The sequence below is a fragment of the Aquimixticola soesokkakensis genome (assembly GCF_900172375.1).
Lineage (GTDB): Bacteria > Pseudomonadota > Alphaproteobacteria > Rhodobacterales > Rhodobacteraceae > Aquimixticola > Aquimixticola soesokkakensis.
On sequence record NZ_FWFS01000006.1, the window covers coordinates 174,241 to 196,472 of the forward strand.

Below are 22,232 nucleotides of genomic sequence, written 5' to 3' on the forward strand. Positions count from 1 at the left end.
GGCGGCCTTTTTTTATGGGCTGCTATTGTCGGGGCCAGTGGTGGGGGCGGCGGTGGGGGCGTCGGTGAAATGAGAAACGGCGGCTCGTGGGAGCCGCCGTTTTTGGGTATTTGGATCCGAAAGAAGCCAAAAGGTCGCGCGCAGGGGCGGCCTATTTGTCGCGGCGCGGCGTGTATTTTCCGGCGGGTTTGCCGCCAGCGGCGCGCGGTTTGCCTTTGCCACCCGGGGGGGTGAAGCGTTTGGAGGTATCGGCCGCTTTGGGGGAAGGGCGGGTTTCGGATTTTTCGCCGTAGCTGCCTTTGGGTTTGTCGCCATACGGCTTTTTGTCGCCGAACTTGCCCTTGGGTTTGTCACCGTAGGGTTTCTTGTCGCCGAATTTGCCTTTGGGTTTGTCGCCGTAGGGTTTCTTGTCGCTGCGCGGTTTGCGTTCGAGACCGTTCACGGCGCCGGCATGGTCGCGCGGTTCTGCGTCGTGACGCGGTGCGGGGCGCGGGCGCTCGTCGCGTTCGGGTTTCGGGCCGTCGGGGTTCCAGTCGGTGCGCGGTTTGCGGTCCTCGCGTGGGGCGCGGGGTTTGCGTTCACCGCGATCTCCACCACGATCTCCACCACGGTCGCGGTCGCCGCCACCGCGTTTGGGCAGCTCGCGGCGGGGTTCGGGCGACAGGTCCGGCGTGCCGTTCACGGCGGTGACTTCGACACCGTCCTCGATCTTGCCGTCTCCGATGGCTTTCCAGAAGCCGTCGATGGCGCTTTCGTGGATTTCCACAAAGGTTTCATCGTAGCGGATGCGGATGGCGCCGATGACGGTTTTGTCGATGTCGCCAGCGCGGCAGATCATCGGCATGAGCCAGCGCGGTTCGGCGCCTTTCATGCGCCCGATGGACATCGAGACCCATTTGGACGGGCCGAAGCTGGCGCGTTCGCGGGCTTCGCGTTTGGGCGGATCGCGGTCGACCCAGTTGGACAGGTCTTCGGGGGCCGAGCGGCCCTGTTGATAGAGCGCGAGATAGGCGGCGGCGATGCGTTCGGGCGACTGGCGTTCCAAAAGCTTGGCCGCAAAGGCGGTTTGCGCCTCGTTCGGTTCTTCGTTCCACAGGTCGCTGTCGAGCAGGCGCTCTTCGTCGCGGGCGGTGATTTCTTCGGCGGTCGGGGCCTTGGTGAATTCGGGCGTGATTTTCGCCCAGCCCAGCAGACGCTCGGCGCGTTTGCGCATTTTGGGCGGCACGATCAGGGCGGAGACGCCTTTGCGACCGGCGCGACCGGTGCGCCCGGAGCGGTGCAGCAGGCTTTCGGCGTTGGTCGGCAGTTCGGCGTGGATCACCAGATCGAGGTTGGGCAGGTCGATACCGCGCGCCGCCACATCGGTGGCCACACAGACGCGCGCGCGCCCGTCGCGCATGGCTTGCAACGCGTGGCTGCGTTCCTGTTGGGACAATTCGCCCGAGAGGGAGACGACGGAGAAGCCGCGGTTGGACAGGCGCGCGGTGAGGCGGGCCACAACCACGCGGGTGTTGGCGAAAATGATGGCGTTGGAGGCATCATGGAACAACAGCATGTTGACCATGGCGTTTTCCTGGTCGTGGTCGGCCACGCCCACCAGTTGGTAGGAAATATCGGCGTGTTGCTTGGTGTTGGATTTCACATCTACGCGCACGGCGTCTTTTTGGTATTGGGTGGCGATTTTGGTGATCGCGGGGGCAACGGTGGCGGAAAACAGCAGGGTGCGGCGGTCGTCGTTGCTTTCGCTGAGGATAAATTCAAGGTCGTCCTTGAAGCCCAGATCGAGCATCTCGTCGGCCTCGTCGAGGACCACGGCTTTGACAGCCGAGAGGTCGAGCGCGCCGCGTTCGAGGTGGTCGCGCAGACGGCCGGGGGTGCCGACAACGATATGGGCGCCGCGTTGCAGCGCACGGCGTTCGTCGCGCGCATCCATGCCGCCCACGCAGGAGGCCATGACGACGCCGGCTTTTTCATAGAGCCAGTCGAGTTCGCGTTTCACCTGGAATGCGAGTTCGCGGGTCGGGGCGACCACAAGGGCGAGGGGCTGGCCGGGCAGGGGGAACATGCCGTCTTCGCGCAGGATGGTCGGGCCGATGGCAAGGCCAAAGCCGACGGTTTTACCGGAGCCGGTTTGCGCGGACACCAGGAGGTCGGCATTGCCGAGCTTTTCGTCGGTGCAGGCTTCTTGTACGGGCGTGAGTGTTTCATAGCCGCGCTGGGTCAGCGCTTCTTGCAGGGTAGGGATCATTGAGTGCCTCTGGGACGCTCGATGCGCCCGTCTGAAATTCAGGAAAACCGCGACCTCGAAGGGTCCTTTGCGGATCAAGGGGCGACCTCTACACGCGTTGATCGGCTTTGTATATGGCTTTCTTGCGGTTGCAGCATGGGCGGGTCATTGCCGATGGCATTTTCGGGGCAATTTGGCTTCTAGGCGGTTGCTCTGGCGGGGGGTAACCTTTTGCCAACAAAAACGATGGACAGTTGGGATGCATATGAACCGGCGCGCGCTGTTGGGCGCAGTGATGTCTTGTGCGGTGGTGACGGCCTGTGGCGGGCGGGATGTTGTCAGCCGTAAATCGGTGTTTGATCGCGGATATAACCCGCCGCTGTTTCCGAATGAAACGGCAGATCTGCGCGTGTCGATCAACGCCTGGGCGGATTACTACGAGGTGCCGCGCAAGCTGGTGCATGCGCAGGTGCAGCGCGAGAGCACCCACAATCCCGCAGCGCGTAACGGGCCCTATTACGGGTTGATGCAGATCCTGCCGCAGACCGCGCGCACGATGGGGTTCAAGGGGGCGCCTGCGGAGTTGCTCGATGCGGATACCAACCTGAAATACGCGGTCAAATATTTGCGCGGCGCCTATTTGGTGGCGGATGGGGATTCGGCGGATGCGATGAAATGGTATGCGCGCGGATATTACTACGAGGCCAAGCGTTTGGGTCTGTTGCAGGCCACCGGATTGCGCAGCTAGTCCTGCGGCGCGGCCGTGGCGCAGACATGACTGCAGACATGAAAAAAGGCCCCGCGCGATGCGGGGCCTTTTGTATTTGGTGCAGCGGTTGCGGCAGACAATTATTCTTCGTCGTCGCCGTCTTCGTCAGCAGCCGAACCCATGTCGTCGAAGAGTTCGGAGATTTCGAATTCTGCTTCTGCTTCGGCTTCTGCGGCGAGTTCCTGAATGGATTTGCCAGCCGCTTGCTGTTCTGCTTCTTCGGTCGAGCGCGCCACGTTGATCGTGATGGTTGCTTCGACTTCGGGGTGCAGGTGGACAGCCACGTCATGCAGGCCGAGGTCCTTGATCGGAGCGATCAGGACAACCTGCTTGCGGTCAACGGAGAAACCGTCGGCGGTCGCCACTTCGGCGATGTCACGGGTGGTGACGGAGCCGTAGAGCGCACCGGCGTCGGAGGCCGAGCGAATCACGATGAACTGCTGACCGTCGAGTTTTTCGGAAAGAGCTTCTGCTTCTTTCTTGGTCTCGAGGTTGCGGGTTTCGAGCTGGGCTTTTTGGCCCTCAAAAGCTTTGATGTTTGCTTCGGAGGCGCGCATCGCTTTCTGCTGGGGCAGCAGGAAGTTACGGGCGTAGCCTTGTTTCACGTTCACAACATCGCCCATCTGGCCGAGTTTGGCGACGCGTTCGAGAAGGATAACTTGCATGTCGCTCTCCTTACTTCACTGCGTAGGGCAGCAGGGCGAGGAAGCGGGCGCGTTTGATTGCGCGGGCCAGCTCACGTTGCTTTTTCGCCGAAACGGCGGTGATACGGGCGGGCACGATCTTGCCGCGCTCGGAGATGTAGCGCTGCAGAAGACGTGTGTCTTTGTAGTCGATCGCAGGTGCGTTGTCGCCCGAGAAGGGGCACACTTTGCGGCGACGGAAAAATGGTTTAGAAGCCATGGTTTACGGTCCTTTTCTGCGCTGGATTAACGACGCTCACGGCGCGGTTCGCGCTCGTCGCGTTTTTGCATCTGCACCGAGGGGCCCTCGGCGTGCTCATCGACCTTGATGGTCAGGATGCGCATAACGTCGTCGTGCAGGCGCATCAGACGTTCCATTTCCAGAATGCCCTCGGAGGGGGAATCTGTGCGCAGGTAGGCGTAGTGGCCTTTGCGGTTCTTGTTGATCTTGTAGGCCATCGTTTTGACGCCCCAGTATTCGTGATCAACGACTTTACCGCCGTTATCGGCGAGGACGGTCGAGAAGTGCTCGATCAGACCTTCGGCCTGTGCGTTGGACAAGTCCTGACGCGAGATGAAGACATGCTCGTAAAGCGGCATGGGAGCTCCAGTTCTATGCGAGCGCATTTCATAGGTCGGGGCTTTTGCCTGTCTGCGGCCCGACCACGAGAGACTGCGCTGGTTCTACGTGAGTTGCAGACAGGATGCGCCCTTATACGGAGTTTCGCCTTTCGTGCAAGGGTGGATTGGGGGCGGGTGTCTTGACGCGGGTGGCGCGGGTGGCGCGCGCGGGCAGGAGGCGGCGTGTGTGGGCACCGGGGGGGGACAGGGGCGGGCTGCGGGTGGGGCCCATGTCAAAGGGGCTGCTGCGCGCTGCGCTGTGATTCTCTTGCGGGCCTGTTCCTGCGGGTGTGCTGCATTTTCTTAAAATTCGAGGCGATTTTGCGTTGTTTCGCGCCTTTGGGCTATGCGCGGGGTTTTAAGGGGGGGGGGGCAACGCATTGTTTTGGGTTTTGAGCGGTTTGTGGCGATGGAATGAAGGGCGCGGGGCTTTCTGGTGGCGGCGGGGAAAATTCATCTTTCGTTAAGGGCTTGGCCGCAGCTTTGAGGGGGAGCGCGGCGCAAAAGGCATACAGCCCTGCCCATTTCAGGCGTTTCAAGACCGGAGAGAGTGCTATGACCCAGCCAAATGTGTTCGTGCCACGCGTCCGCCAGACACAGCAGCTATCTTGGGGCGCGCTGCGTCCCTGCGAGGCGAGACAGGCCATGTCGGGCTTTGTGCAGGACGAGGAGGGCGCGGTGACGGCCGATTTTCTGGGCATTCTGACCGTGGCCATCACCCTGTCGATGACCGTCACAGGCGATGTGGCCGGTGGCGCAATGGCCCTTGGCGAAAAGATTTCGGCCAGACTGTCGGGCATGAGCATCGCAAGCACCATCGCGAGCACTGTGGGCAGCGTCGATGATATCGCCAGCGGGATCACCTTGGGGGATGTGTTGGCAAACGGATCGTTCGGGTTCGGATTGGGGGCCGGAGAATTGGGGGCCGGAGAATTGGGAAATGGCGACCTCGATGGCGCGGATGCGCCGGGCAATCCGGGCAATGACCATGCTGTCGGGGGCGCTGGCGAGACCCCCAATGGTGGCGATGCCTGGGGGAGCGGGTCCAATGGCATGAGTTCCTGAACGGCCCATTGGCGCTGCAATCTGATGAAAGGCCCGCGAAACCGGCGTTTTGCGGGCTTTCTCTTGTGGCAAGGCGCGCTTGGCTTTAGACCCAAGCGCGACGGCAGGATGCCCGCAGCGGGGTTGTGCCAGCGGTTCGGGCGAAGGTCCGGCAAAAAAGCCCGCGCATGCAGGCGAGAGATCAGAAGGACGGAGGGGACATGACCCGAGCATTCGTATTTCCCGGACAGGGCGCGCAGACCATCGGCATGGGCCGCGATCTGGCCATGGCCTATCCGGCGGCAAAAGCCATTTTTGACGAGGTGGACGCCGCCCTTGGCGAGAACCTGTCGCAGTTGATCTGGGAGGGCGACGCTGCCGAGTTGCAGCTGACGCAAAACGCCCAGCCCGCCTTGATGGCCACCTCGCTGGCTGCGCTGCGTGCGCTGGAGGCCGAAGGGTTTGCGCTTGGCGATGCGGCCTTTGTGGCAGGGCATTCTCTGGGCGAATATTCGGCGCTGGCCGCGGCGGGCGCGATTTCGGTGGCCGACACTGCGCGGCTTTTGCGCATTCGCGGACGCGCCATGCAAGAGGCCGTGCCCGTGGGCGTGGGGGCAATGGCGGCGCTTATGGGGCTGGATTTTGCGAGCGCCGCAGAGGTCGCCGCCGAGGCCGCGCAGGGCGAGGTGTGCCAAGCCGCCAATGACAATGATCCGGGGCAGGTTGTGGTGTCCGGGCACAAGGGCGCAGTGGAGCGCGCGGTGGAGATCGCCAAAACGCGCGGCGCGAAACGGGCGGTGATTTTGCCGGTCTCCGCGCCCTTTCACTGCGCGTTGATGAAGCCCGCGGCCGATGCGATGGCCGAGGCTTTGGATGATGTGAACATCAGCGCCCCCTCGGTGCCCTTGGTGGCCAATGTGCGCGCGCGCCCTGTCGAAGATCCGACGCTGATCCGCGCCTTGTTGGTCGAGCAGGTGACAGGGTCGGTGCGCTGGCGCGAATCTGTGGCCTATATGGCCGAGCAGGGTGTGAGCGAAATCTGGGAAATCGGCGCGGGCAAGGCCCTGTCGGGCATGGTGCGCCGCATCGCCAAGGAGATTTCCTGCACCGCCATCGGCACCCCCGAAGATATTGCCAAGCTGAAAGCCTAACCGGCGCCCCTGGCGCGACATGACTGCACGCAAGTGTTGAAAGAAGGACAAGAAATGTTTGATTTGACAGGTAAAAATGCGCTGGTGACAGGTGCTTCCGGTGGCATTGGCGGTGAAATCGCAAAGGCGCTTTATGCCGCGGGCGCCACGGTGGCGCTGTCGGGCACCCGCGAAGAGCCGCTTAAGGCGCTGGCCGCCGAGCTTGGCGCGCGTGCCCATGTTCTGCCGTGCAACCTGTCGGATGCAGAGGCCGTGACCGCCTTGCCAAAGCAGGCGATCGAGGCCATGGGGTCGCTCGATATTCTGGTGAACAACGCTGGGATCACCCGCGACAACCTGTTCATGCGTATGTCGGATGACGAATGGCAGTCGGTGATCGATGTGAACCTGACCTCGACCTTCCGCCTGTGCAAAGGCGCGCTGCGGGGCATGATGAAATCGCGCTGGGGGCGGATCATCAACATTTCCTCCATCGTGGGGGCCACCGGCAACCCCGGTCAGGGGAACTATGCCGCTTCCAAGGCGGGCATGGTCGGCATGTCCAAATCGCTCGCCTATGAGGTTGCCTCGCGCGGTATCACGGTGAACTGCGTGGCGCCGGGGTTCATCGCAACGGCGATGACCGACAAGCTCAATGACGAGCAAAAAGGCAAGATCAACGACCAGATCCCCGCCGCGCGCATGGGGACGCCCGAAGAAATCGCGGCGGCGGTTTTGTATCTTGCCGCTCCTGAAGCTGGCTATGTGACGGGCGCGACCCTGCATGTGAACGGCGGCATGGCGATGATTTAAAGCATCTTTTGGGAAGGATCGCCTGCGGGACGTTTTTCGCGGGACAAAATCGTTGCCATGAGATTTAACTGTGCTATGAGCAGCGCAGATTGCCGTGGGGCGCAGTTGCGCGCGCGGTGCGTGCCGGTTTGATCCGGTGCGGTGAGCGGCAGGTCAGGGCTTTCTGTCTGCCAAACGCAAAGCGGGCAGGCCCGTGAACATCAAAGCAAGCGGACTTTCCGCAAACGTGAGGAATTACCATGAGCGACATCGCAGATCGCGTGAAAAAAATCGTCGTCGAGCACCTTGACGTCGAAGAAGACAAAGTGACCGAAAACGCGTCGTTCATCGACGACCTCGGCGCAGACAGCCTCGACACCGTTGAGCTGGTCATGGCGTTCGAAGAAGAGTTCGGCATCGAGATCCCCGATGACGCGGCCGAGACCATCCAAACGTTTGGCGATGCCGTTGGCTTCATCACCAAAGCTTCCTGATTTTAGCGAAGTTTAAAGAATTCGAACGGCGCTTGGGGTTTGTCCGCAAGCGCCGTTTTTTGTGTGGGCAGGGTTTTCGCTGGCGCTGTCAGGTGAGGTCAGGTCAGGCCGCGCTGCTTTGTGTTTCGGGGGCGCTTGACCAGTCGGCCTCAAGGCTGTCGACATCGATTCCGATTGCACGCGGGGGCGCGCCGCTTGGCGGGGGCAGGTCGCGGGACGCGGGCTGCGGCGCGGCGGCGAGTGCGAAAATCTGTTCCATCGTCGCCTGCGACAGCGGTTCGTCAAATTCCATGCCGCTGAAATGTTCTGTATTCCAGCAGATGCGGCCTTTGTATTTTGTCGTGCCGATGGTGAGCTGAACGGGGCGGTGCACGGCCAAGGCGAGGCTGGTGCCGAGTTTTGCGCCCGATTGCGACAGGTCGATCAGTTTGGCCGCAGTGTCCTGCGCGCCGTCGAACAGGCGTACGCCCATGGTGCAGGGATAACGCATGTGGCGACGGCGTTTGATCGAGAACCGCATCCAGATCCAGATGATGGTCGAGCTGATAAAGGTCAGCACCCCCAGCACGAAGGCGGCATCGCCCGTGGGGGTCAGTTCGATGCGCGGCTTGACGGGCCCCGCCGGCAGATCAAAGCTGAGCGGATCGACAGGCGGCGGGGTAAAGGCGCTTTCGATATCGTTGATCGCGCCTTTGAGGACCGCAACGGGTCCGCGCGCCGCAGGTGGTTTTACGCTGAGCAAGTCGGGGGCATAGGGGTCGCAGGCGGTTTGCGACAGGTAGGCGCGCAGGTTCATGTCCTGCTGGGCAAAGCGCGGATCGCTGACATAGCGGATCGCTTCGGCGTTCCATTGGCTGTTGAACAGGCGCATGACATGCAGACGTGCGGCGATATAGGCCTCGATCTGAGGGGCGGTGGTGCCAATCTGGGCGGCCGCGATCTGGGCCTTGATGTTCTGTGTCGGGTAACGGTCGGTGATGCGCCGCAGGCTACGGGCGCTTTCGACGGCTTCTGGGCTGTTGATCGTGGTGGCAAGGGCATTCGAGCGGATCGACATTTCCGACAGCCAGCGCGTGAGTTGGCACGAGGGCGCGGCCCGCGATTGCGCAGGCCATGCGAGGCAGAGCAGCAGCGCAAGGGCCACGACGGCGCAGCGCGGCGCAAGGGCCACGACGGCGCAGCGCAGCGCAAGGGCCATGACGGCGCGGCGCGGCGCGCAGGCGCTGCGACCCAGATGGCAAAGCAGGAAGCACAGGCGCAGTACGGGCAAAACACTATTCCAGACAACTAAACATTCGCCTGATCCTAGCCGCAGCTTGTTAAACATCCCGTTTACAGGGGCGGCTTTGCTCAGGTTGGGGGGCAGATCGGCGGAATGCGGTGCAGAATGCGCGCCCTGTGCATGGTTTGGCTTTTAACGCAGGGCTGTGGCGTGTATTGAAAGGGCCGAGTTCAATAAAAGGGGGCAGTCACATGCGCCGAGTAGTCGTCACAGGTCTTGGGATGGTTTCGCCGCTGGCATGCGGTATCGAGGAAACATGGACCCGCCTTCTGGCCGGAGAATCCGCCGCAGGCACCATCGAGCGGTTCGATGCGAGCCATCTGGGCACAACCTATGCTTGCGAAGTCAAAAAGGGCGACGGGTCGAATGGCACGTTCAACCCCAATGACTGGATGGCCCCGAAAGACCAGAAAAAGGTCGATGATTTCATTCTGTTCGGGGTGGCGGCTGCGGAGCAGGCGCTGGTGGATGCCGATTGGAAGCCCGAAGACGAGGAAGACCGTCTGCGCACGGGCGTGTTGATCGGCTCGGGCATCGGTGGTCTGTCCTCGATTGCCGACACGGCGATTTTGTTGAAGGAAAAAGGGCCGCGCCGCGTGTCGCCGTTTTTCATCCCCGGATCGTTGATCAACCTGATTTCCGGTCAGGTGTCGATCCGCTACGGGTTCAAAGGGCCGAACCATTCGGTTGTGACCGCCTGTTCGACGGGCGCGCATGCCATTGGCGATGCGTCGCGCTTGATCATGCTGGGCGATGCCGATGTGATGGTCGCAGGCGGCGCGGAGGCGGCGATTTGCGAGCTGGGCATCGCAGGGTTCAACGCCTGCAAGGCACTGTCCACGGGCCGCGGGGACGATCCCAAAAAGGCGTCGCGCCCCTATGACAAGGACCGTGACGGTTTCGTCATGGGTGAAGGCGCGGGCATTGTCGTTCTGGAAGAATACGAGCACGCCAAGGCGCGCGGCGCGAAGATTTACGCCGAGGTCGTGGGCTACGGTCTGTCGGGCGATGCCTATCACATTACCGCGCCGGCGAGCGATGGCGATGGCGGGTTTCGTGCGATGCAGGCCGCTTTGGCGCGGGCGGGTCTTGAGCCGTCTGATGTCGATTACATCAACGCGCATGGCACCTCGACCATGGCCGACACGATCGAGTTGGGCGCGGTCGAGCGGTTGCTGGGCGATGCGGCGGACACGGCGACGATGTCCTCGACCAAATCCTCGATCGGTCACTTGCTGGGGGCGGCTGGCGCCGTGGAGGCGATTTTCTGTGTGCTGGCGATCCGTGATCAGGTCGCCCCGCCCACGATCAACCTCGACAATCCCGATGTGGAGGCGCGTCTGGACCTTGCTGCGAATGAAAAACGCGTGCGTAAAATCGACGTGGCGCTGTCGAATTCTTTCGGGTTCGGCGGGACGAATGCCTCGCTCGTGTTGAAAAAGGTTGAGGGCTGATGTGGCGCAATATTGCCTCTAACGCTTTGACTTTGTTCATTGTCGGGCTGGTGGTGCTGGCAGGGGTCATTGCATGGGGCCGCAGCCAGTATTCCAGCGCCGGACCGCTTGAGACGGCGATCTGTTTGCAGGTGCCTGCGGGCGGAAACATGCGCGGTGTCAGCAGCGATCTTGCCGAACAGGGCGCGATTACCTCGGATACGATCTTTCGTGTCGGGGCGGATTATTCCGACAAGTCGAGCCTGCTCAAGGCGGGGTCTTTCCTTGTGCCCGAGCAGTCTTCGATGGCTGAAATCGTGGATATCATCACCCGGGGTGGTGCATCGACCTGCGGCACCGAAGTGGTGTTTCGCATCGGTGTGAATGCCACGCAGGTGGATGTGCGCGAGTTGGATCCGGCGACCAATCGCTTTCGGGATGTGGCCGAATTCGTGCCCGGCCCCGAGGGCGAGGAAGGCGATGCGGTTCCCGAGGAATATACCACCGTGCGCAACCAGAACGACACGCGCTATCGCGTGCTGGTGGCCGAGGGCACAACGGTCTGGCGGGTGGTCGAAAGCCTCAAGCTTGCCGATTTCATCGAGGGCGACCTTGTGGAGATGCCCGCAGAGGGGATGCTTGCGCCCGACAGCTACGAAGTGGTGGCCGGATCGGACGTCGGTGCGCTGATCAGCCGGATGGAAGATGCACAGGCCGCGCGGCTTGAGGAATCCTGGCGCAACCGTGTGGATGATCTGCCCTTCGAGACCAAGGAAGATGCCTTGATCATGGCGTCGATCATCGAAAAGGAGACCGGCGTGGCCGAAGAGCGGCGTCAGGTGGCCAGTGTGTTCGAGAACCGGTTGAAGCAGGGGATGCGGTTGCAGACCGATCCCACGGTGATCTACGGCGTGACCAATGGCGAAGGCGTTTTGGGCCGTGGCCTGCGTCAGTCGGAGTTGCAGCGCGAAACGCCCTACAACACCTATGTGATCAACGGGATGCCGCCGACGCCGATCGCCAATCCGGGGCTGGCGGCGATCGAGGCCGCGCTGGATCCGGCGCAGACGGACTATATTTTCTTTGTGGCCGATGGCACGGGGGGGCATGCTTTTGCGACCACGCTGGCCGAACACAACGCGAATGTGGCGCTTTGGCGCAAGATCGAGGCCGAGAAAGCCGCTGCCGAGACGGCCGAGTGACATAGGGTCGCAGGTGTAGGCGATGAGAAAACAAAGGGCGCGCGGGAACACTGCGCGCCCTCTTTTTGTTCTGTGACTGGTTTGTGCTTTGTCGGGTTTTGGACAGGTGGCACGGGGCGCTTGAAGGAAAGATGTGCAGATGATCAATGTCGCGATTGTGGTGAGCCTCGTGGCTGTCGCGGGGCTGCTGGTCTGGCCCAGAGTCGCCAATGCGCCCCTGTGGCGGGCGACAGTTACGCCGCTCGCGTCGATCATCGGCAGCGGGTTTTTGGTGTTGGGGCCGATTTTGGACGTCTCCTTCGGCATCTGGACGCCGCTGGCGATGGCTGCGCTCTGTGCGGTGGCCTATGCGTTTGGATGGGCGGTGCGCCACAACATCGCGGCAGAAGCGCGGGGCAGTGCAGGGCCAAAGGATCGCTTGGAGCAGGGGGCAAACCTGGTGCTGGCCTTCGCCTATTTCATTTCGGTCGCCTATTACCTGAACCTGTTCGGGGCCTTCGCGGTCAGTTTGACGCCCTTTGACACGGAATTTGTGGCGCGGATGGTGACGACGGGGGTGTTCGTGATCATCCTTGTGGTCGGCTTTACCAAGGGATTTCGCGCTTTGGAGCGCATGGAGCAGGTGTCGGTCGGCATTAAGCTGGCGATCATCGCGGGATTGATCGTCGGCTTGGCGTGGCATTTTGGCGGTGAGGCAAGCGGCGGGAGGTTGGTGTTCAACGCGCCGAGCGTGGGCGGCTGGCAGGCGGTGACGCTGTTGTTCGGGTTGATCGTCACGGTGCAGGGGTTCGAGACCTCGCGCTATCTGGGCGCGACCTATGATGCGGCCACACGGGTGCGTTCGATGCGTTTGGCGCAGTGGATTTCGACAGCGATCTACATGGCCTACATCGTGCTGATTGCCTATAGTTTTCGCCCCGATCAGCTTTCGTTGGAAGAAACCGCGATCATTGACATGATGTCGGTGGTGGCGCCGGTTTTGCCCGCTTTGCTGGTCGCGGCGGCTTTGGCGGCGCAGTTTTCTGCGGCGGTGGCCGATACAAGCGGCGCGGGTGGTTTGGTGCGGGAAGTGTCGGGGGGCAAGGTTCCGGCAAAATTTGCCTATGTGCTTTTGGTCGCGGTTGGCCTGCTTTTGACCTGGGGGTTTGATGTCTATCAGATCATCAGCTACGCCTCGCGCGCCTTTGCGGCTTATTACGCGCTACAGGCGCTGATTGCCGCTGTTCTGGCCCGCAAGGAGGGCGGCTGGAAGGTCTGGGCCTTTGGGGCTTTGGCGCTTTTGGGCGTGGCGATCACGGTCTTGGGGCGCGCGGTCGAGGGGGGATAGCTGGGGCCCTAGAGGACACCCTCGGTCGCGATGTTGACGGTGGTGCCGCAATGTTTGCAATGCACCGCGTCCGGGTCGTGGAGGATCAGCCCGCAGGTCGGGCAGGGGTGGCGGACCTTGGTGGGGCGAAACAGCACCTGCGCGAGGCGCAAGAACAGGGTCACACCGAAGATCATGATCCCCGCAGAGAGGATGCGCCCCCAGGTGCCTTGCAGGGTGATGTCGCCGTAGCCGGTGGTGGTCAGGGTGGTGACCGTGAAATAGAGCGCATCGGCGTAGTTGCCGATGTCGGGGTTGGTCGTGTGCTGGGTCACATAGATGATGCCCGTCATCACGAAGAGAAACACCCCCAGATTGATGCCTGCCGTGATCACCTCTTCGTTGCGGCGGAAGAATTTGAAGTCTTGGCGCAGGCGCGTGACGGTTTGATAGGCATGCAGCAGGCGCAGCGTGCGCAGGATGCGCAAAAAGCCCAAGCCCTCGCCGGCCAGAGGCGCGAGGAAGCTCAGGACGGCAGCGATATCGGCCAGCGCGGCAAGGCGGGTGAACAGCCGCAGGCGGCGGCGCGCGATGGCGATGCGGGCGGCGAAATCCGCCAGGATCAGCAGGCCGATCGCGAGGTCGATGATTTCCACCGCAAGGCTGCGCGCAAAGAAGGAAGTGACCACAACGAATCCGATGGTGGCAAGGTCAAAGACCAGCAAGGTGTAGCGAAAGGCATGGGCACGTTCGCTTTCGCCCTCATAGAGGTCGCGCAGGGTGGTGATCAGGCGGGCCATCGCTGTTCCTTCAAAGCTCGAAGGTCCACAGATTGGGGCAAGGCGTTGGAACGTCAAGAGAAAACCGGTTTTTCTATGCGGCGCGACCGTGGGGTGTTGCGTGGGGCAGAAAAGATGCGATCTGATAGTTAAGATATTGAAAAGATTAAATAACTTGACTTTGCGCGCGGTCCAAGGTAGCACTTGTGGCATGCTAGGAGACATGGGTAAAGCGGCGTGAGAGGGAACTCTTGGGCTGCTTTTTTCATGTCGCTCGTGCGGAGGCATGAGAGGCAGGTTCAGCATGACTACGACAAACTCCACGGGGGTGGTGAGCGCAAAACCGGACGCAGACGAGGTCGATGTCGGCCTTGATCATCTGTTGAAGGTGGCGTTGGAGCGGCATTTGGACCGCGCTGTATGCGCAATCGAAAGTATGATCAGCCGTCTGGAGGCTGGGGATACGACCTTGGGTGCGGGTGAGGTGACCAAGGCGATACAGGACTACCGCAAGGCCCATACAACGGCCTTTGAGGAAAGGAAGCGCTATGACGAGTTACGGGCCAAATTTGCAGGAGGCGCCGCGCGCGGCGTCCTCGACATGGGGGCCGCACGAGCTGCGATCGTTGATCGATTGGCTCGTTTGCGCGCCGCCGCAGGTGCAGGCTGAGTTTCTGGACGAGTTGGAGGAGGGGGCGCTTTGTGCGCTCCCTTTTCTATTCGAGGCATGGGCCCTGGACCATCAGCTGCCCCCCGATGGCGACTGGAAATCCTGGGTGATCATGGGCGGTCGCGGTGCGGGAAAGACGCGCGCGGGCGCCGAATGGGTGCGCGCGATGGTCGAGGGGGATTTGCCCACGGACACGGGGCGCGCGCGGCGTGTGGCGCTGGTGGGCGAGACCTTTGATCAGGTGCGCGAAGTGATGATTTTTGGCGAGAGCGGCATTCTGGCCTGCTCGCCGCCCGATCGCAGGCCCGAGTGGCACGCGGGGCGGCGCTGTCTGGTTTGGCCAAACGGGGCGGAGGCGATGGCGTTTTCGGCGCAGGAACCTGAAGCCTTGCGCGGGCCGCAATTCGATGCCGCCTGGGTGGACGAGCTGGCCAAGTGGAAAAAGGGGCAGGAGGTTTGGGACATGTTGCAATTCTGTCTGCGGCTTGGGGACAACCCGCGCCAAGTGGTGACGACGACGCCGCGCAATGTTGCGGTGTTGAAGCGGCTTTTGGGGCTATCGAGCACGGTGGTGACCCATGCCGCGACCGAAGCCAACCGTGCCAATCTGGCCGCTTCGTTTCTGGAGGAAGTGCGCACGCGCTATGCGGGCACGCGGCTGGGACGACAGGAACTGGACGGGGTGCTTTTGGAGGAAAACGAGGGCGCTTTGTGGTCCTTGGCGCGGCTGGACGCGGGGCGGGTACGCCAGATGCCGATTTTCGATCGCATCGTCGTGGCGGTTGATCCGCCGGTGACGGGGCACAAAGGTTCGGATGCCTGCGGGATTGTGGTGGTCGGCGCGGTGACGCAAGGCGCGCCTGCCGATTGGCGCGCGGTGGTTCTGGAGGATGCCAGCGTCACGGCCTCTTCGCCGCTGGAATGGGCGGAGGCGGCGGTGTCGGCCTTGCATCGGTGGAAGGCCGACCGGATCGTGGCGGAGGTAAACCAGGGCGGCGATCTGGTGGAAAGCGTGATCCGGCAGGTGGACGCGCTGGTGCCCTATGCGGCGGTGCGCGCGAGCAAAGGCAAGGTGGCGCGTGCCGAACCCGTGGCGGCTTTGTATGATCAGGGACGTGTGGGGCACGCGGTCGGCCTCGACACGCTTGAGGACCAGATGTGCCTGATGACGGGGCAGGGGTTTACGGGCAGCGGATCGCCCGACCGTGTGGATGCGCTGGTCTGGGCGCTGACGGAATTGATGATCAAACCCTCGATGCAGGCGCGCAACCCGCGGGTGCGCAGCTTGGGCTAGCGTGCGGGCGGGTGTTGCGTCAAAGCGCAGGCACCGCGCGCCGCGGTAGGAAAATGTAATTTTAGACAGTTTAGAACGTTTTCTACCGGAGGCGCGGTGAGCGGCTTTGGGTCGGGTTTCGGGAAAGCGTTGCGCGCTGAGTGGTTTAGCGGTCGCAAGATCGGCAGCGCCCCTTTCCCGACGCTTCGGTGTGGACCCCTTGCGGGACCCGCCGGAGCGCAAATTTGAGCGGCCTGCGCGAGCGGGCGATGGGCACTGCGAAACCGCAGTTTGGAACAAACGAGGAGACACGAATGGTGTTCGACTTTCTCAAGCGCGGCGGCGTGGTGGACGTGCCGGAGGCCAAAGCCTCTGCCACGGGGCCGGTCATCGCCTACTCGGGATCGGGGCGGGTGGCGTGGAGCCCGCGCGATGCGGTGACGTTGACCCGTGTAGGGTTCAGTGGCAATCCGGTGGGCTTTCGGTCGGTGAAGTTGATCGCGGAGGCGGCCAGCGCCTTACCGCTGGTGTTGCAAAACCGCGATGTCCGCTTTGAAGAGCACCCGCTGATCCGCGTGTTGACACGGCCCAATCCCGCACAGGGGCGCGCAGAATTGTTCGAGGCGCTCTATTCGCAGCTTTTGCTGTCGGGCAACGGCTATCTGGAAGCCGTGGGCGCGTTGGGGGCGGCGCCTGCCGAGTTGCATGTGCTGCGCTCGGATCGCATGAGCCTTGTGCCGGGGGCGGATGGCTGGCCGGTGGCCTATGAATACGCCGTTGGCGCACGCAAGCACCGTTTCGCTGTGGTGGAGGGGCATTCACCGATCTGCCACGTCAAAAGCTTTCATCCCTCGGATGATCACTACGGGCTGTCGCCCATACAGGCGGCGGCAACGGCGATCGATGTGCATAACTCGGCGTCGCGCTGGTCGAAAGCGCTTTTGGATAATGCGGCGCGGCCCTCTGGTGCGATCGTGTATCGCGGGGCCGACGGGGCGGGCACGCTGTCATCGGATCAATATGACCGTCTGTTGACCGAGATGGAGAGCCATCATCAGGGCGCGCGCAATGCGGGGCGGCCGATGTTGCTGGAAGGCGGGTTGGATTGGAAACCGATGGGGTTCAGCCCTTCGGACATGGAATTCCAGCAGACCAAGGAAGCGGCGGCGCGCGAGATTGCGCTGGCCTTCGGGGTGCCGCCGATGCTTTTGGGCATTCCTGGCGATGCGACCTATGCCAATTACCAGGAGGCCAACCGGGCGTTTTTCCGCCTGACGGTGCTGCCGCTGGTGTCCAAGGTCACGGCCAGTGTCGGCCATTGGTTGAGCGAGATGGTGGGGGAGGAGCTGATGCTCAAGCCCGATCTCGATCAGGTGCCTGCGCTGAGTGCAGAGCGCGATGCCCATTGGGCGCGGGTTGCGGGGGCGAGTTTCCTCACGCAAGCCGAAAAACGGTCGATGTTGGGTCTGGCGCCGCTTGGGGCGGATGAAAGCGCTGACGGGGAGGATGTCTGAGATGGCGGATCGGTATGACACGGGGCTGGAGCACAAATTCGCCCGCTTGGGCGAAGATCTGACGGTCACGGACGGGGTCAAGATCGAAGGCTATGCCTCGGTTTTCGGGCTGCGCGATCAGGGCGGCGATGTAGTGCAAAAAGGGGCCTATGCCCGGTCGCTGGCGGCCCTGAGCGGCAGCGGGCGCTCGGTCAAGATGCTGTGGCAGCATGACCCCGCCCAGCCCATCGGAATTTGGGACGAGGTTCGCGAGGACGAACGCGGTCTTTATGTGAAAGGGCGTCTGCTTCTGGATGTGGAGAAGGGACGCGAGGCGGCAGCACTGGTGGCGGCGGGGGCGATTGACGGCTTGTCGATCGGCTATCGCACGGTGCGCGCCCAAAAGGATGGCAAGGGCGCACGCCTTTTGTCGGATCTGGAACTTTGGGAGGTCTCGCTTGTGACCTTTCCGATGCTTCCCGACGCGCGGGTAGACGGGGGCACGAAGGGGGATGACCCTGTGGCACTCGATCTGCTGCGTGACTTGGCGGAGGCCCTGACGGGTGCCCGCCGTTTGCTGACGGACGGCACCTAGGCCTTACCCGAAACAGCTAACTCTCAAATGAGGATTGTTTGGATGAACAAGACCGAGACGAAGGCTCGGGTCGCAGAAGGTGCGTTTGGCGCACCGGCCGGCGCGACCAGCGGCCCCGCATCTGAGGTGAAGTCGGCGCTGGCCGGTTTCATTAGTGATCTCAAAGACTTTCAAAGTGAAATGAAGTCTAAACTTCAAGAACAGGAAGAGCGCATGACCATGCTTGATCGTAAATCCACCGGCTTTGGCCGTCCCGCCCTCTCGTCGGCTGTCGAAGCGGATCTGTCCCACAAGAGCGCCTTTGACACCTATGTGCGCAACGGCGATGACGATGCCCTGCGTGGCCTTGCGCTGGAAGGCAAGTCGATGTCGACAGCCGTGAACGGCGATGGCGGCTATCTGGTTGATCCGCAGACGGCCAATATGATCAAGACGGTGCTGAAATCCACCGCGTCGATCCGCTCCATTGCCAATGTGGTCAATGTCGAGGCGACCTCGTTTGACGTGCTGATCGACACCACCGATGTCGGTTCGGGCTGGGCGTCCGAGACTGCGAGCCTGAGCGAGACCTCCACGCCGACCATCGACCGTATCACCATCCCGCTCTACGAGCTGTCGGCACTGCCCAAAGCGTCACAGCGTCTGCTGGATGACAGTGCGTTTGACATCGAAAGCTGGCTGGCCGGTCGCATCGCGGATCGTTTTGCCGGTGCGGAGGCCTCGGCCTTTATCAACGGGGACGGCGTGGACAAGCCCACGGGTATTCTGGCCCATGCGCAGGTCGACAACGATAGCTGGACCTGGGGATCGCTCGGTACGATTTCGACCGGCGCGGATGGCGGGTTCAACGCCTCCAACCCTGCGGATGCGATTGTCGAGCTGGTTTACGCGCTCGGCGCGCAGTACCGCACCAACGGCACCTTCGTGATGAACTCGAAGACAGCTGGCCAGGTGCGCAAGCTCAAGGATGCCGATGGGCGCTTCTTGTGGTCCGATGGTCTGGCCGCGGGCGAGCCTGCGCGTCTTCTGGGCTATCCGGTTCTGATCGCCGAAGACATGCCCGATATTGCCTCGGATGCGGCGGCGATTGCCTTTGGCGATTTCTCTGCCGGTTACACCGTGGCCGAGCGCCCCGATCTGCGCATCCTGCGCGATCCGTTCTCTGCCAAGCCCCACGTGCTGTTCTACGCCACCAAGCGTGTGGGCGGCGACGTGAGCGACTTTGCTGCGATCAAGCTGCTGAAATTCTCCGCCGCCTAAGGGCGCGCGAGAAGTCTCGCTTCTGACCCACGTTGGGTCAGGGGCGGGGGATGGGTGCGTGCCTCGTGTGCGTGTTGTCTAGCTGCTCCCCCTCCGTCCGAGCAACACGGGGGCACGCATCCATCATCATCAACGGAGGGGCGGATTTCGGAGAAGTCTCATGATGTTAGTCGAGCAGACCACAGTACCAGACGCGGTGCTACCGGTCGCACGTTTCAAAGACCATTTGCGGCTGGGCACAGGGTTTGCCGACGATGCGGTGCAAGATGAGGTCCTTGCGACCTATTTGCGGGCCGCGATGGCTGCAATCGAGGCGCGGACCGGCAAGGTCCTGTTGGAGCGCAATTTTGTCTGGACCCTGACGGCGTGGCGCGATCTGGGCGCGCAGTCTCTGCCTGTCGCCCCTGCGCGCGCGATCACTTCGCTGGTGATTGTGGATCGTCTGGGCGCGGAGACCGTGGTGGACGCCGCACGCTATGTGCTGGAGCCGGACGCGCATCGCCCGCGCTTGAAAGCCACGGGGTTTGTGTTGCCGCAGATTCCCGTTGCGGGGCAGGCCAAGATTGCCTTTAGCGCCGGATTTGGCGCGGATTGGGCGGGCATTCCCGTTGATTTGGCGCAGGCCGTGATGCTGTTGGCGGCGCATTACTACGAGCATCGTTTTGCTACCGCAGCGGCGGAAGGTGTGATGCCCTACGGCGTGTCGAGCCTGATTGAACGCTATCGCCACGTGCGGTTGTTCGGAGGGCGCGGGTGATGGGCGATGTGCATTTGAACCGCAAGCTGGTTCTGGAAGAGGCGGCGCGCGTGTCTGACGGGGCGGGCGGCTACGTGGAAACATGGGTCGAGGTGGGCGTTCTCTGGGCGCAGATCACCGCAGCGGGCGCAGGGGCTCAGGCCTCGGTCGATTTCCTGACCATCTCGTCGGTGCCTTATCGCGTGGTGGTGCGCAGCGCGCCCCAAGGGTCACCGCGCCGCCCCAAGCCCGCGCAACGCTTTCGCGAAGGCGGGCGGGTATTTTCCATCATTGCCGTGTCCGAGACCGACACGCTGGGTCGCTATTTGACCTGTCACAGCCGCGAGGAGGTTGCAGCATGAGTTACGGCGTAGCGGCAGCATTGCAGGCGGCAGTTTACCAGACCCTGGTGAATGACGCAGCGCTTGACGCTTTGGTGGACGGCGCGATTTACGACGCCGCGCCCAGCGGAACGGTGCCCAGCCTGTATGTGGCCTTGGGTCCGGAGGATGTCATTGACGCCTCGGATGTGTCGGGCGGCGGGGCGCGCCACGAGTTCGTGGTGAGCGTGGTGTCCGACAGTGCGGGTTTTTTGACCGCCAAACAGGTGGCTGCGGCCATTTCGGATGCGCTGGTTGATGTGGATTTGGTGCTGAGCCGCGGCACGTTGGTGGGGCTTTGGTTTGCCTCGGCCAAGGCGCGGCGGGTGCAAGACAGTGATGTGCGCCGGATCGATATCCGGTTCGTGGCGCGCGTCGACGACATTTGACTTTAACAAAACGGAATCAAGAACATGGCTGCTCAAAACGGTAAAGACCTTCTGATCAAGCTCGACATGAACGGTGCAGGGCTTTTTGAAACCATTGCGGGTCTGCGGGCCACGCGCATTTCGTTCAATGCCGAAAGCGTTGATGTGACTTCGCTGGAAAGCGCCGGGGGCTGGCGCGAGCTTCTGGCCGGTGCCGGTGTGAAAACCGCCGCTATTTCCGGCTCGGGCGTTTTCAAGGATGAAAGCACCGACGAGCGTGCGCGCCAGATCTTTTTCGACGGTGAAATTCCGGTGTTTCAGGTGATTATTCCCGATTTCGGCATCGTCGAGGGGCCGTTTCAGGTGACCTCGCTCGATTATGCGGGGGCCTATAATGGCGAGGCGACCTATGAGGTGTCGATGTCCTCGGCGGGGGCGCTGGCCTTCACGGCGGTCTGATGATGGCCAATCCTCATGCAGGTGAAGTGGCGCTGACCCTGAATGGGGAGCGGCAGGTGTTGAAGCTGACGCTTGGGGCGTTGGCCGAAGTGGAGGCGGGGCTGGAGACGGACACGCTTGTGGCTTTGGTCGAGCGCTTTGAAGCGGGGCGGTTTTCGACCGCTGACGTGGTGCGGATCGTTGTTGCGGGTTTGCGCGGCGGCGGATGGCGCGGCAGCTTTGACGATTTGGTCACGGGTGAGATTGCGGGCGGTCCGTTGGAGGCCGCTCGCGTCGCGGGGGCGCTGCTTGCGCGCGCGTTTACGGTGCCACGATGACGGGCGGTTTCGACTGGCCTGCGCTGATGCGGGTCGGGTTTCGCGGGCTGGGATTGAAACCTGCGGAATTCTGGGCGCTGACCCCTGCGGAACTGCTGATGCTTTTGGGCGAGGGCGGCGGATCTGCGCCGCTGAACCGCGCGCGGTTGGATGAGCTGGCGCAGATGTATCCCGATGCGGCGACTTTGAAAGGACAAGGTGATGGCTGATATCAACGGTTTGGATCGTTTCGACGACAAGATCGCTGCGATGGAAAGTGCGATGGGCGGGGCGGAGGCGATGGCGGCCGCGTTCAATCAGGAGCTGCTCAAGATGCAGGCGACGATTGCCGATACGGGGCGCGAGGTCAGTGTGCTCGAACGGGGCATTTCGCGCGGGTTGCGTCGGGCGATTGACGGGTTGGTCTTTGATGGTGACACGCTGTCACAGGCGCTGAAGGGCGTTGGCCAGTCGATGGTCAACGCGGCGTATTCGGCGGCGGTAAAGCCCGTCACAGATCATTTCGGCGGGATTCTGGCGGGTGGTTTGGAAGGCGTCATCCAGGGGTTGATGCCGTTTGAAAAAGGCGCTGCCTTCGCGCAGGGCCGTGTCACGCCTTTTGCCAATGGCGGTGTGGTGACGAACCCGACTTACTTCCCGATGCGCGGTGGCACGGGGTTGATGGGTGAGGCGGGCGCCGAAGCGATCATGCCGCTTTCGCGCGGGGCGGATGGCAAGCTTGGGGTGCGCGCGGGCGGCGCGCGCCAGCCGGTGAATGTCACTTTCAATATTTCCAGCCCCGATGTTGCAGGGTTCCAGCGCTCGCAAAGCCAGATCGCGGCGCAGATGAGCCGTGTTCTGGGGCGGGGCGCACGCAATCAGTAGGCCAGTCAGTCACATAGTTTTTCATTTTGGCGCGGCGCGGGTCGATGCCACGAGA

The 22,232-nt window shown here is 62.4% G+C and carries 26 protein-coding genes; 20 read left to right on the forward strand and 6 right to left on the reverse strand.

The genetic code is table 11. From position 1 onward, the window contains the following. Positions 1–151 precede the first annotated feature (151 nt). The gene (locus AQS8620_RS09220; RefSeq protein WP_085836563.1) at positions 152–2,248 is read right to left on the reverse strand and encodes a DEAD/DEAH box helicase; all 2,097 of its coding nucleotides are present in this window, start codon (positions 2,246–2,248) and stop codon (positions 152–154) included. Positions 2,249–2,492: 244 nt separating this feature from the next. Here AQS8620_RS09220 and AQS8620_RS09225 point away from each other — a divergent pair, with 244 nt between their 5' ends. Further along, complete coding sequence (locus AQS8620_RS09225) at positions 2,493–2,975, forward strand: transglycosylase SLT domain-containing protein (protein WP_085836646.1); 483 nt, start codon at positions 2,493–2,495, stop codon at positions 2,973–2,975. 101 nt (positions 2,976–3,076) lie between these two features. Here AQS8620_RS09225 and rplI read toward each other — a convergent pair whose 3' ends face one another. From rplI to rpsF, 3 genes are read right to left on the reverse strand one after another with little or no spacing between them, the layout of a single operon-like run. Beyond that, on the reverse strand, positions 3,077–3,661 hold the full coding sequence (rplI, locus tag AQS8620_RS09230; RefSeq protein ID WP_085836564.1) for a 50S ribosomal protein L9: 585 nt from the start codon (positions 3,659–3,661) through the stop codon (positions 3,077–3,079). Positions 3,662–3,671: 10 nt separating this feature from the next. Further along, positions 3,672–3,899 (reverse strand): 30S ribosomal protein S18, encoded by a 228-nt coding sequence (rpsR, locus tag AQS8620_RS09235; RefSeq protein WP_085836565.1) that lies wholly within the window; start codon positions 3,897–3,899, stop codon positions 3,672–3,674. A 26-nt stretch (positions 3,900–3,925) separates the two neighbouring features. Further along, complete coding sequence (gene rpsF, locus AQS8620_RS09240; RefSeq protein WP_085836566.1) at positions 3,926–4,279, reverse strand: 30S ribosomal protein S6; 354 nt, start codon at positions 4,277–4,279, stop codon at positions 3,926–3,928. A gap of 576 nt (positions 4,280–4,855) precedes the next feature. On the opposite strand from rpsF, the gene AQS8620_RS09245 reads away from it, so the two are divergent. The 4 genes from AQS8620_RS09245 (at position 4,856) to AQS8620_RS09260 (ending at position 7,760) form a co-directional block, all read left to right on the forward strand. Then, complete coding sequence (locus AQS8620_RS09245) at positions 4,856–5,365, forward strand: hypothetical protein (RefSeq protein WP_143267490.1); 510 nt, start codon at positions 4,856–4,858, stop codon at positions 5,363–5,365. A 200-nt stretch (positions 5,366–5,565) separates the two neighbouring features. After that, a complete protein-coding gene (gene fabD, locus AQS8620_RS09250; protein ID WP_085836568.1) occupies positions 5,566–6,495 on the forward strand; it encodes an ACP S-malonyltransferase in 930 nt (309 codons plus the stop codon). A 54-nt stretch (positions 6,496–6,549) separates the two neighbouring features. After that, positions 6,550–7,287, forward strand: coding sequence for a 3-oxoacyl-ACP reductase FabG (gene fabG / locus AQS8620_RS09255; protein WP_085836569.1), 738 nt, complete (start codon positions 6,550–6,552; stop codon positions 7,285–7,287). Positions 7,288–7,526: 239 nt separating this feature from the next. Beyond that, the gene (locus AQS8620_RS09260; RefSeq protein ID WP_085836570.1) at positions 7,527–7,760 is read left to right on the forward strand and encodes an acyl carrier protein; all 234 of its coding nucleotides are present in this window, start codon (positions 7,527–7,529) and stop codon (positions 7,758–7,760) included. Positions 7,761–7,863: 103 nt separating this feature from the next. Here the strand turns inward: AQS8620_RS09260 and AQS8620_RS09265 are convergent, their stop codons facing one another. Then, positions 7,864–9,030: a PilZ domain-containing protein gene (locus tag AQS8620_RS09265; protein WP_159453225.1), complete on the reverse strand. Its 1,167-nt coding sequence runs from the start codon at positions 9,028–9,030 to the stop codon at positions 7,864–7,866. 203 nt (positions 9,031–9,233) lie between these two features. Here AQS8620_RS09265 and fabF point away from each other — a divergent pair, with 203 nt between their 5' ends. The 3 genes from fabF (at position 9,234) to AQS8620_RS09280 (ending at position 13,004) form a co-directional block, all read left to right on the forward strand. Further along, positions 9,234–10,496 (forward strand): beta-ketoacyl-ACP synthase II, encoded by a 1,263-nt coding sequence (gene fabF / locus AQS8620_RS09270; protein ID WP_085836572.1) that lies wholly within the window; start codon positions 9,234–9,236, stop codon positions 10,494–10,496. Next, positions 10,496–11,677 carry an endolytic transglycosylase MltG gene (gene mltG, locus AQS8620_RS09275; protein WP_085836573.1) on the forward strand — a complete coding sequence of 394 codons (1,182 nt, stop codon included), beginning with the start codon at positions 10,496–10,498 and terminating at the stop codon, positions 11,675–11,677. Before fabF ends, mltG begins: the two co-directional genes overlap by 1 nt. A 139-nt stretch (positions 11,678–11,816) precedes the next feature. Then, entirely contained in the window at positions 11,817–13,004 is a 1,188-nt protein-coding gene (locus AQS8620_RS09280) for an Aq_097 family APC-type transporter (RefSeq protein WP_085836647.1), read from the forward strand. A gap of 8 nt (positions 13,005–13,012) precedes the next feature. Here AQS8620_RS09280 and AQS8620_RS09285 read toward each other — a convergent pair whose 3' ends face one another. After that, positions 13,013–13,783: an ion channel gene (locus AQS8620_RS09285; protein WP_200809609.1), complete on the reverse strand. Its 771-nt coding sequence runs from the start codon at positions 13,781–13,783 to the stop codon at positions 13,013–13,015. 283 nt (positions 13,784–14,066) lie between these two features. Between AQS8620_RS09285 and AQS8620_RS17225 the strand changes: the two genes are divergently transcribed. The 12 genes from AQS8620_RS17225 to AQS8620_RS09340 all read left to right on the forward strand — a co-directional run bounded on the left by AQS8620_RS17225 (position 14,067) and on the right by AQS8620_RS09340 (position 22,177). Further along, positions 14,067–14,432: a hypothetical protein gene (locus AQS8620_RS17225; protein ID WP_234990439.1), complete on the forward strand. Its 366-nt coding sequence runs from the start codon at positions 14,067–14,069 to the stop codon at positions 14,430–14,432. Beyond that, the gene (locus tag AQS8620_RS09290; protein ID WP_370737890.1) at positions 14,380–15,726 is read left to right on the forward strand and encodes a DNA-packaging protein; all 1,347 of its coding nucleotides are present in this window, start codon (positions 14,380–14,382) and stop codon (positions 15,724–15,726) included. The genes AQS8620_RS17225 and AQS8620_RS09290 overlap by 53 nt, the downstream gene beginning before the upstream one ends. A 293-nt stretch (positions 15,727–16,019) precedes the next feature. After that, on the forward strand, positions 16,020–17,219 hold the full coding sequence (locus AQS8620_RS09295; protein WP_085836575.1) for a phage portal protein: 1,200 nt from the start codon (positions 16,020–16,022) through the stop codon (positions 17,217–17,219). Between the two features lies 1 nt (position 17,220). Beyond that, on the forward strand, positions 17,221–17,793 hold the full coding sequence (locus AQS8620_RS09300) for an HK97 family phage prohead protease (RefSeq protein ID WP_085836576.1): 573 nt from the start codon (positions 17,221–17,223) through the stop codon (positions 17,791–17,793). Between the two features lie 42 nt (positions 17,794–17,835). After that, positions 17,836–19,053, forward strand: a complete 1,218-nt coding sequence (locus tag AQS8620_RS09305; RefSeq protein WP_085836577.1) for a phage major capsid protein — start codon at positions 17,836–17,838, stop codon at positions 19,051–19,053. Positions 19,054–19,213: 160 nt separating this feature from the next. After that, the gene (locus tag AQS8620_RS09310) at positions 19,214–19,810 is read left to right on the forward strand and encodes a head-tail connector protein (RefSeq protein WP_085836578.1); all 597 of its coding nucleotides are present in this window, start codon (positions 19,214–19,216) and stop codon (positions 19,808–19,810) included. Continuing rightward, the gene (locus tag AQS8620_RS09315) at positions 19,810–20,151 is read left to right on the forward strand and encodes a head-tail adaptor protein (RefSeq protein ID WP_085836579.1); all 342 of its coding nucleotides are present in this window, start codon (positions 19,810–19,812) and stop codon (positions 20,149–20,151) included. The genes AQS8620_RS09310 and AQS8620_RS09315 overlap by 1 nt, the downstream gene beginning before the upstream one ends. Then, positions 20,148–20,558, forward strand: a complete 411-nt coding sequence (locus AQS8620_RS09320; RefSeq protein WP_085836580.1) for a DUF3168 domain-containing protein — start codon at positions 20,148–20,150, stop codon at positions 20,556–20,558. The genes AQS8620_RS09315 and AQS8620_RS09320 overlap by 4 nt, the downstream gene beginning before the upstream one ends. Before the next feature lie 24 nt (positions 20,559–20,582). Then, positions 20,583–20,996, forward strand: coding sequence for a phage major tail protein, TP901-1 family (locus AQS8620_RS09325; RefSeq protein WP_085836581.1), 414 nt, complete (start codon positions 20,583–20,585; stop codon positions 20,994–20,996). Between the two features lie 2 nt (positions 20,997–20,998). Beyond that, positions 20,999–21,313 carry a gene transfer agent family protein gene (locus AQS8620_RS09330; RefSeq protein ID WP_085836649.1) on the forward strand — a complete coding sequence of 105 codons (315 nt, stop codon included), beginning with the start codon at positions 20,999–21,001 and terminating at the stop codon, positions 21,311–21,313. Next, positions 21,310–21,522, forward strand: coding sequence for a rcc01693 family protein (locus tag AQS8620_RS09335; RefSeq protein WP_085836582.1), 213 nt, complete (start codon positions 21,310–21,312; stop codon positions 21,520–21,522). The genes AQS8620_RS09330 and AQS8620_RS09335 overlap by 4 nt, the downstream gene beginning before the upstream one ends. After that, a complete protein-coding gene (locus AQS8620_RS09340; RefSeq protein WP_085836583.1) occupies positions 21,515–22,177 on the forward strand; it encodes an RcGTA-type gene transfer agent tail tape measure protein in 663 nt (220 codons plus the stop codon). The genes AQS8620_RS09335 and AQS8620_RS09340 overlap by 8 nt, the downstream gene beginning before the upstream one ends. The last annotated feature ends 55 nt before the right edge of the window (positions 22,178–22,232 follow it).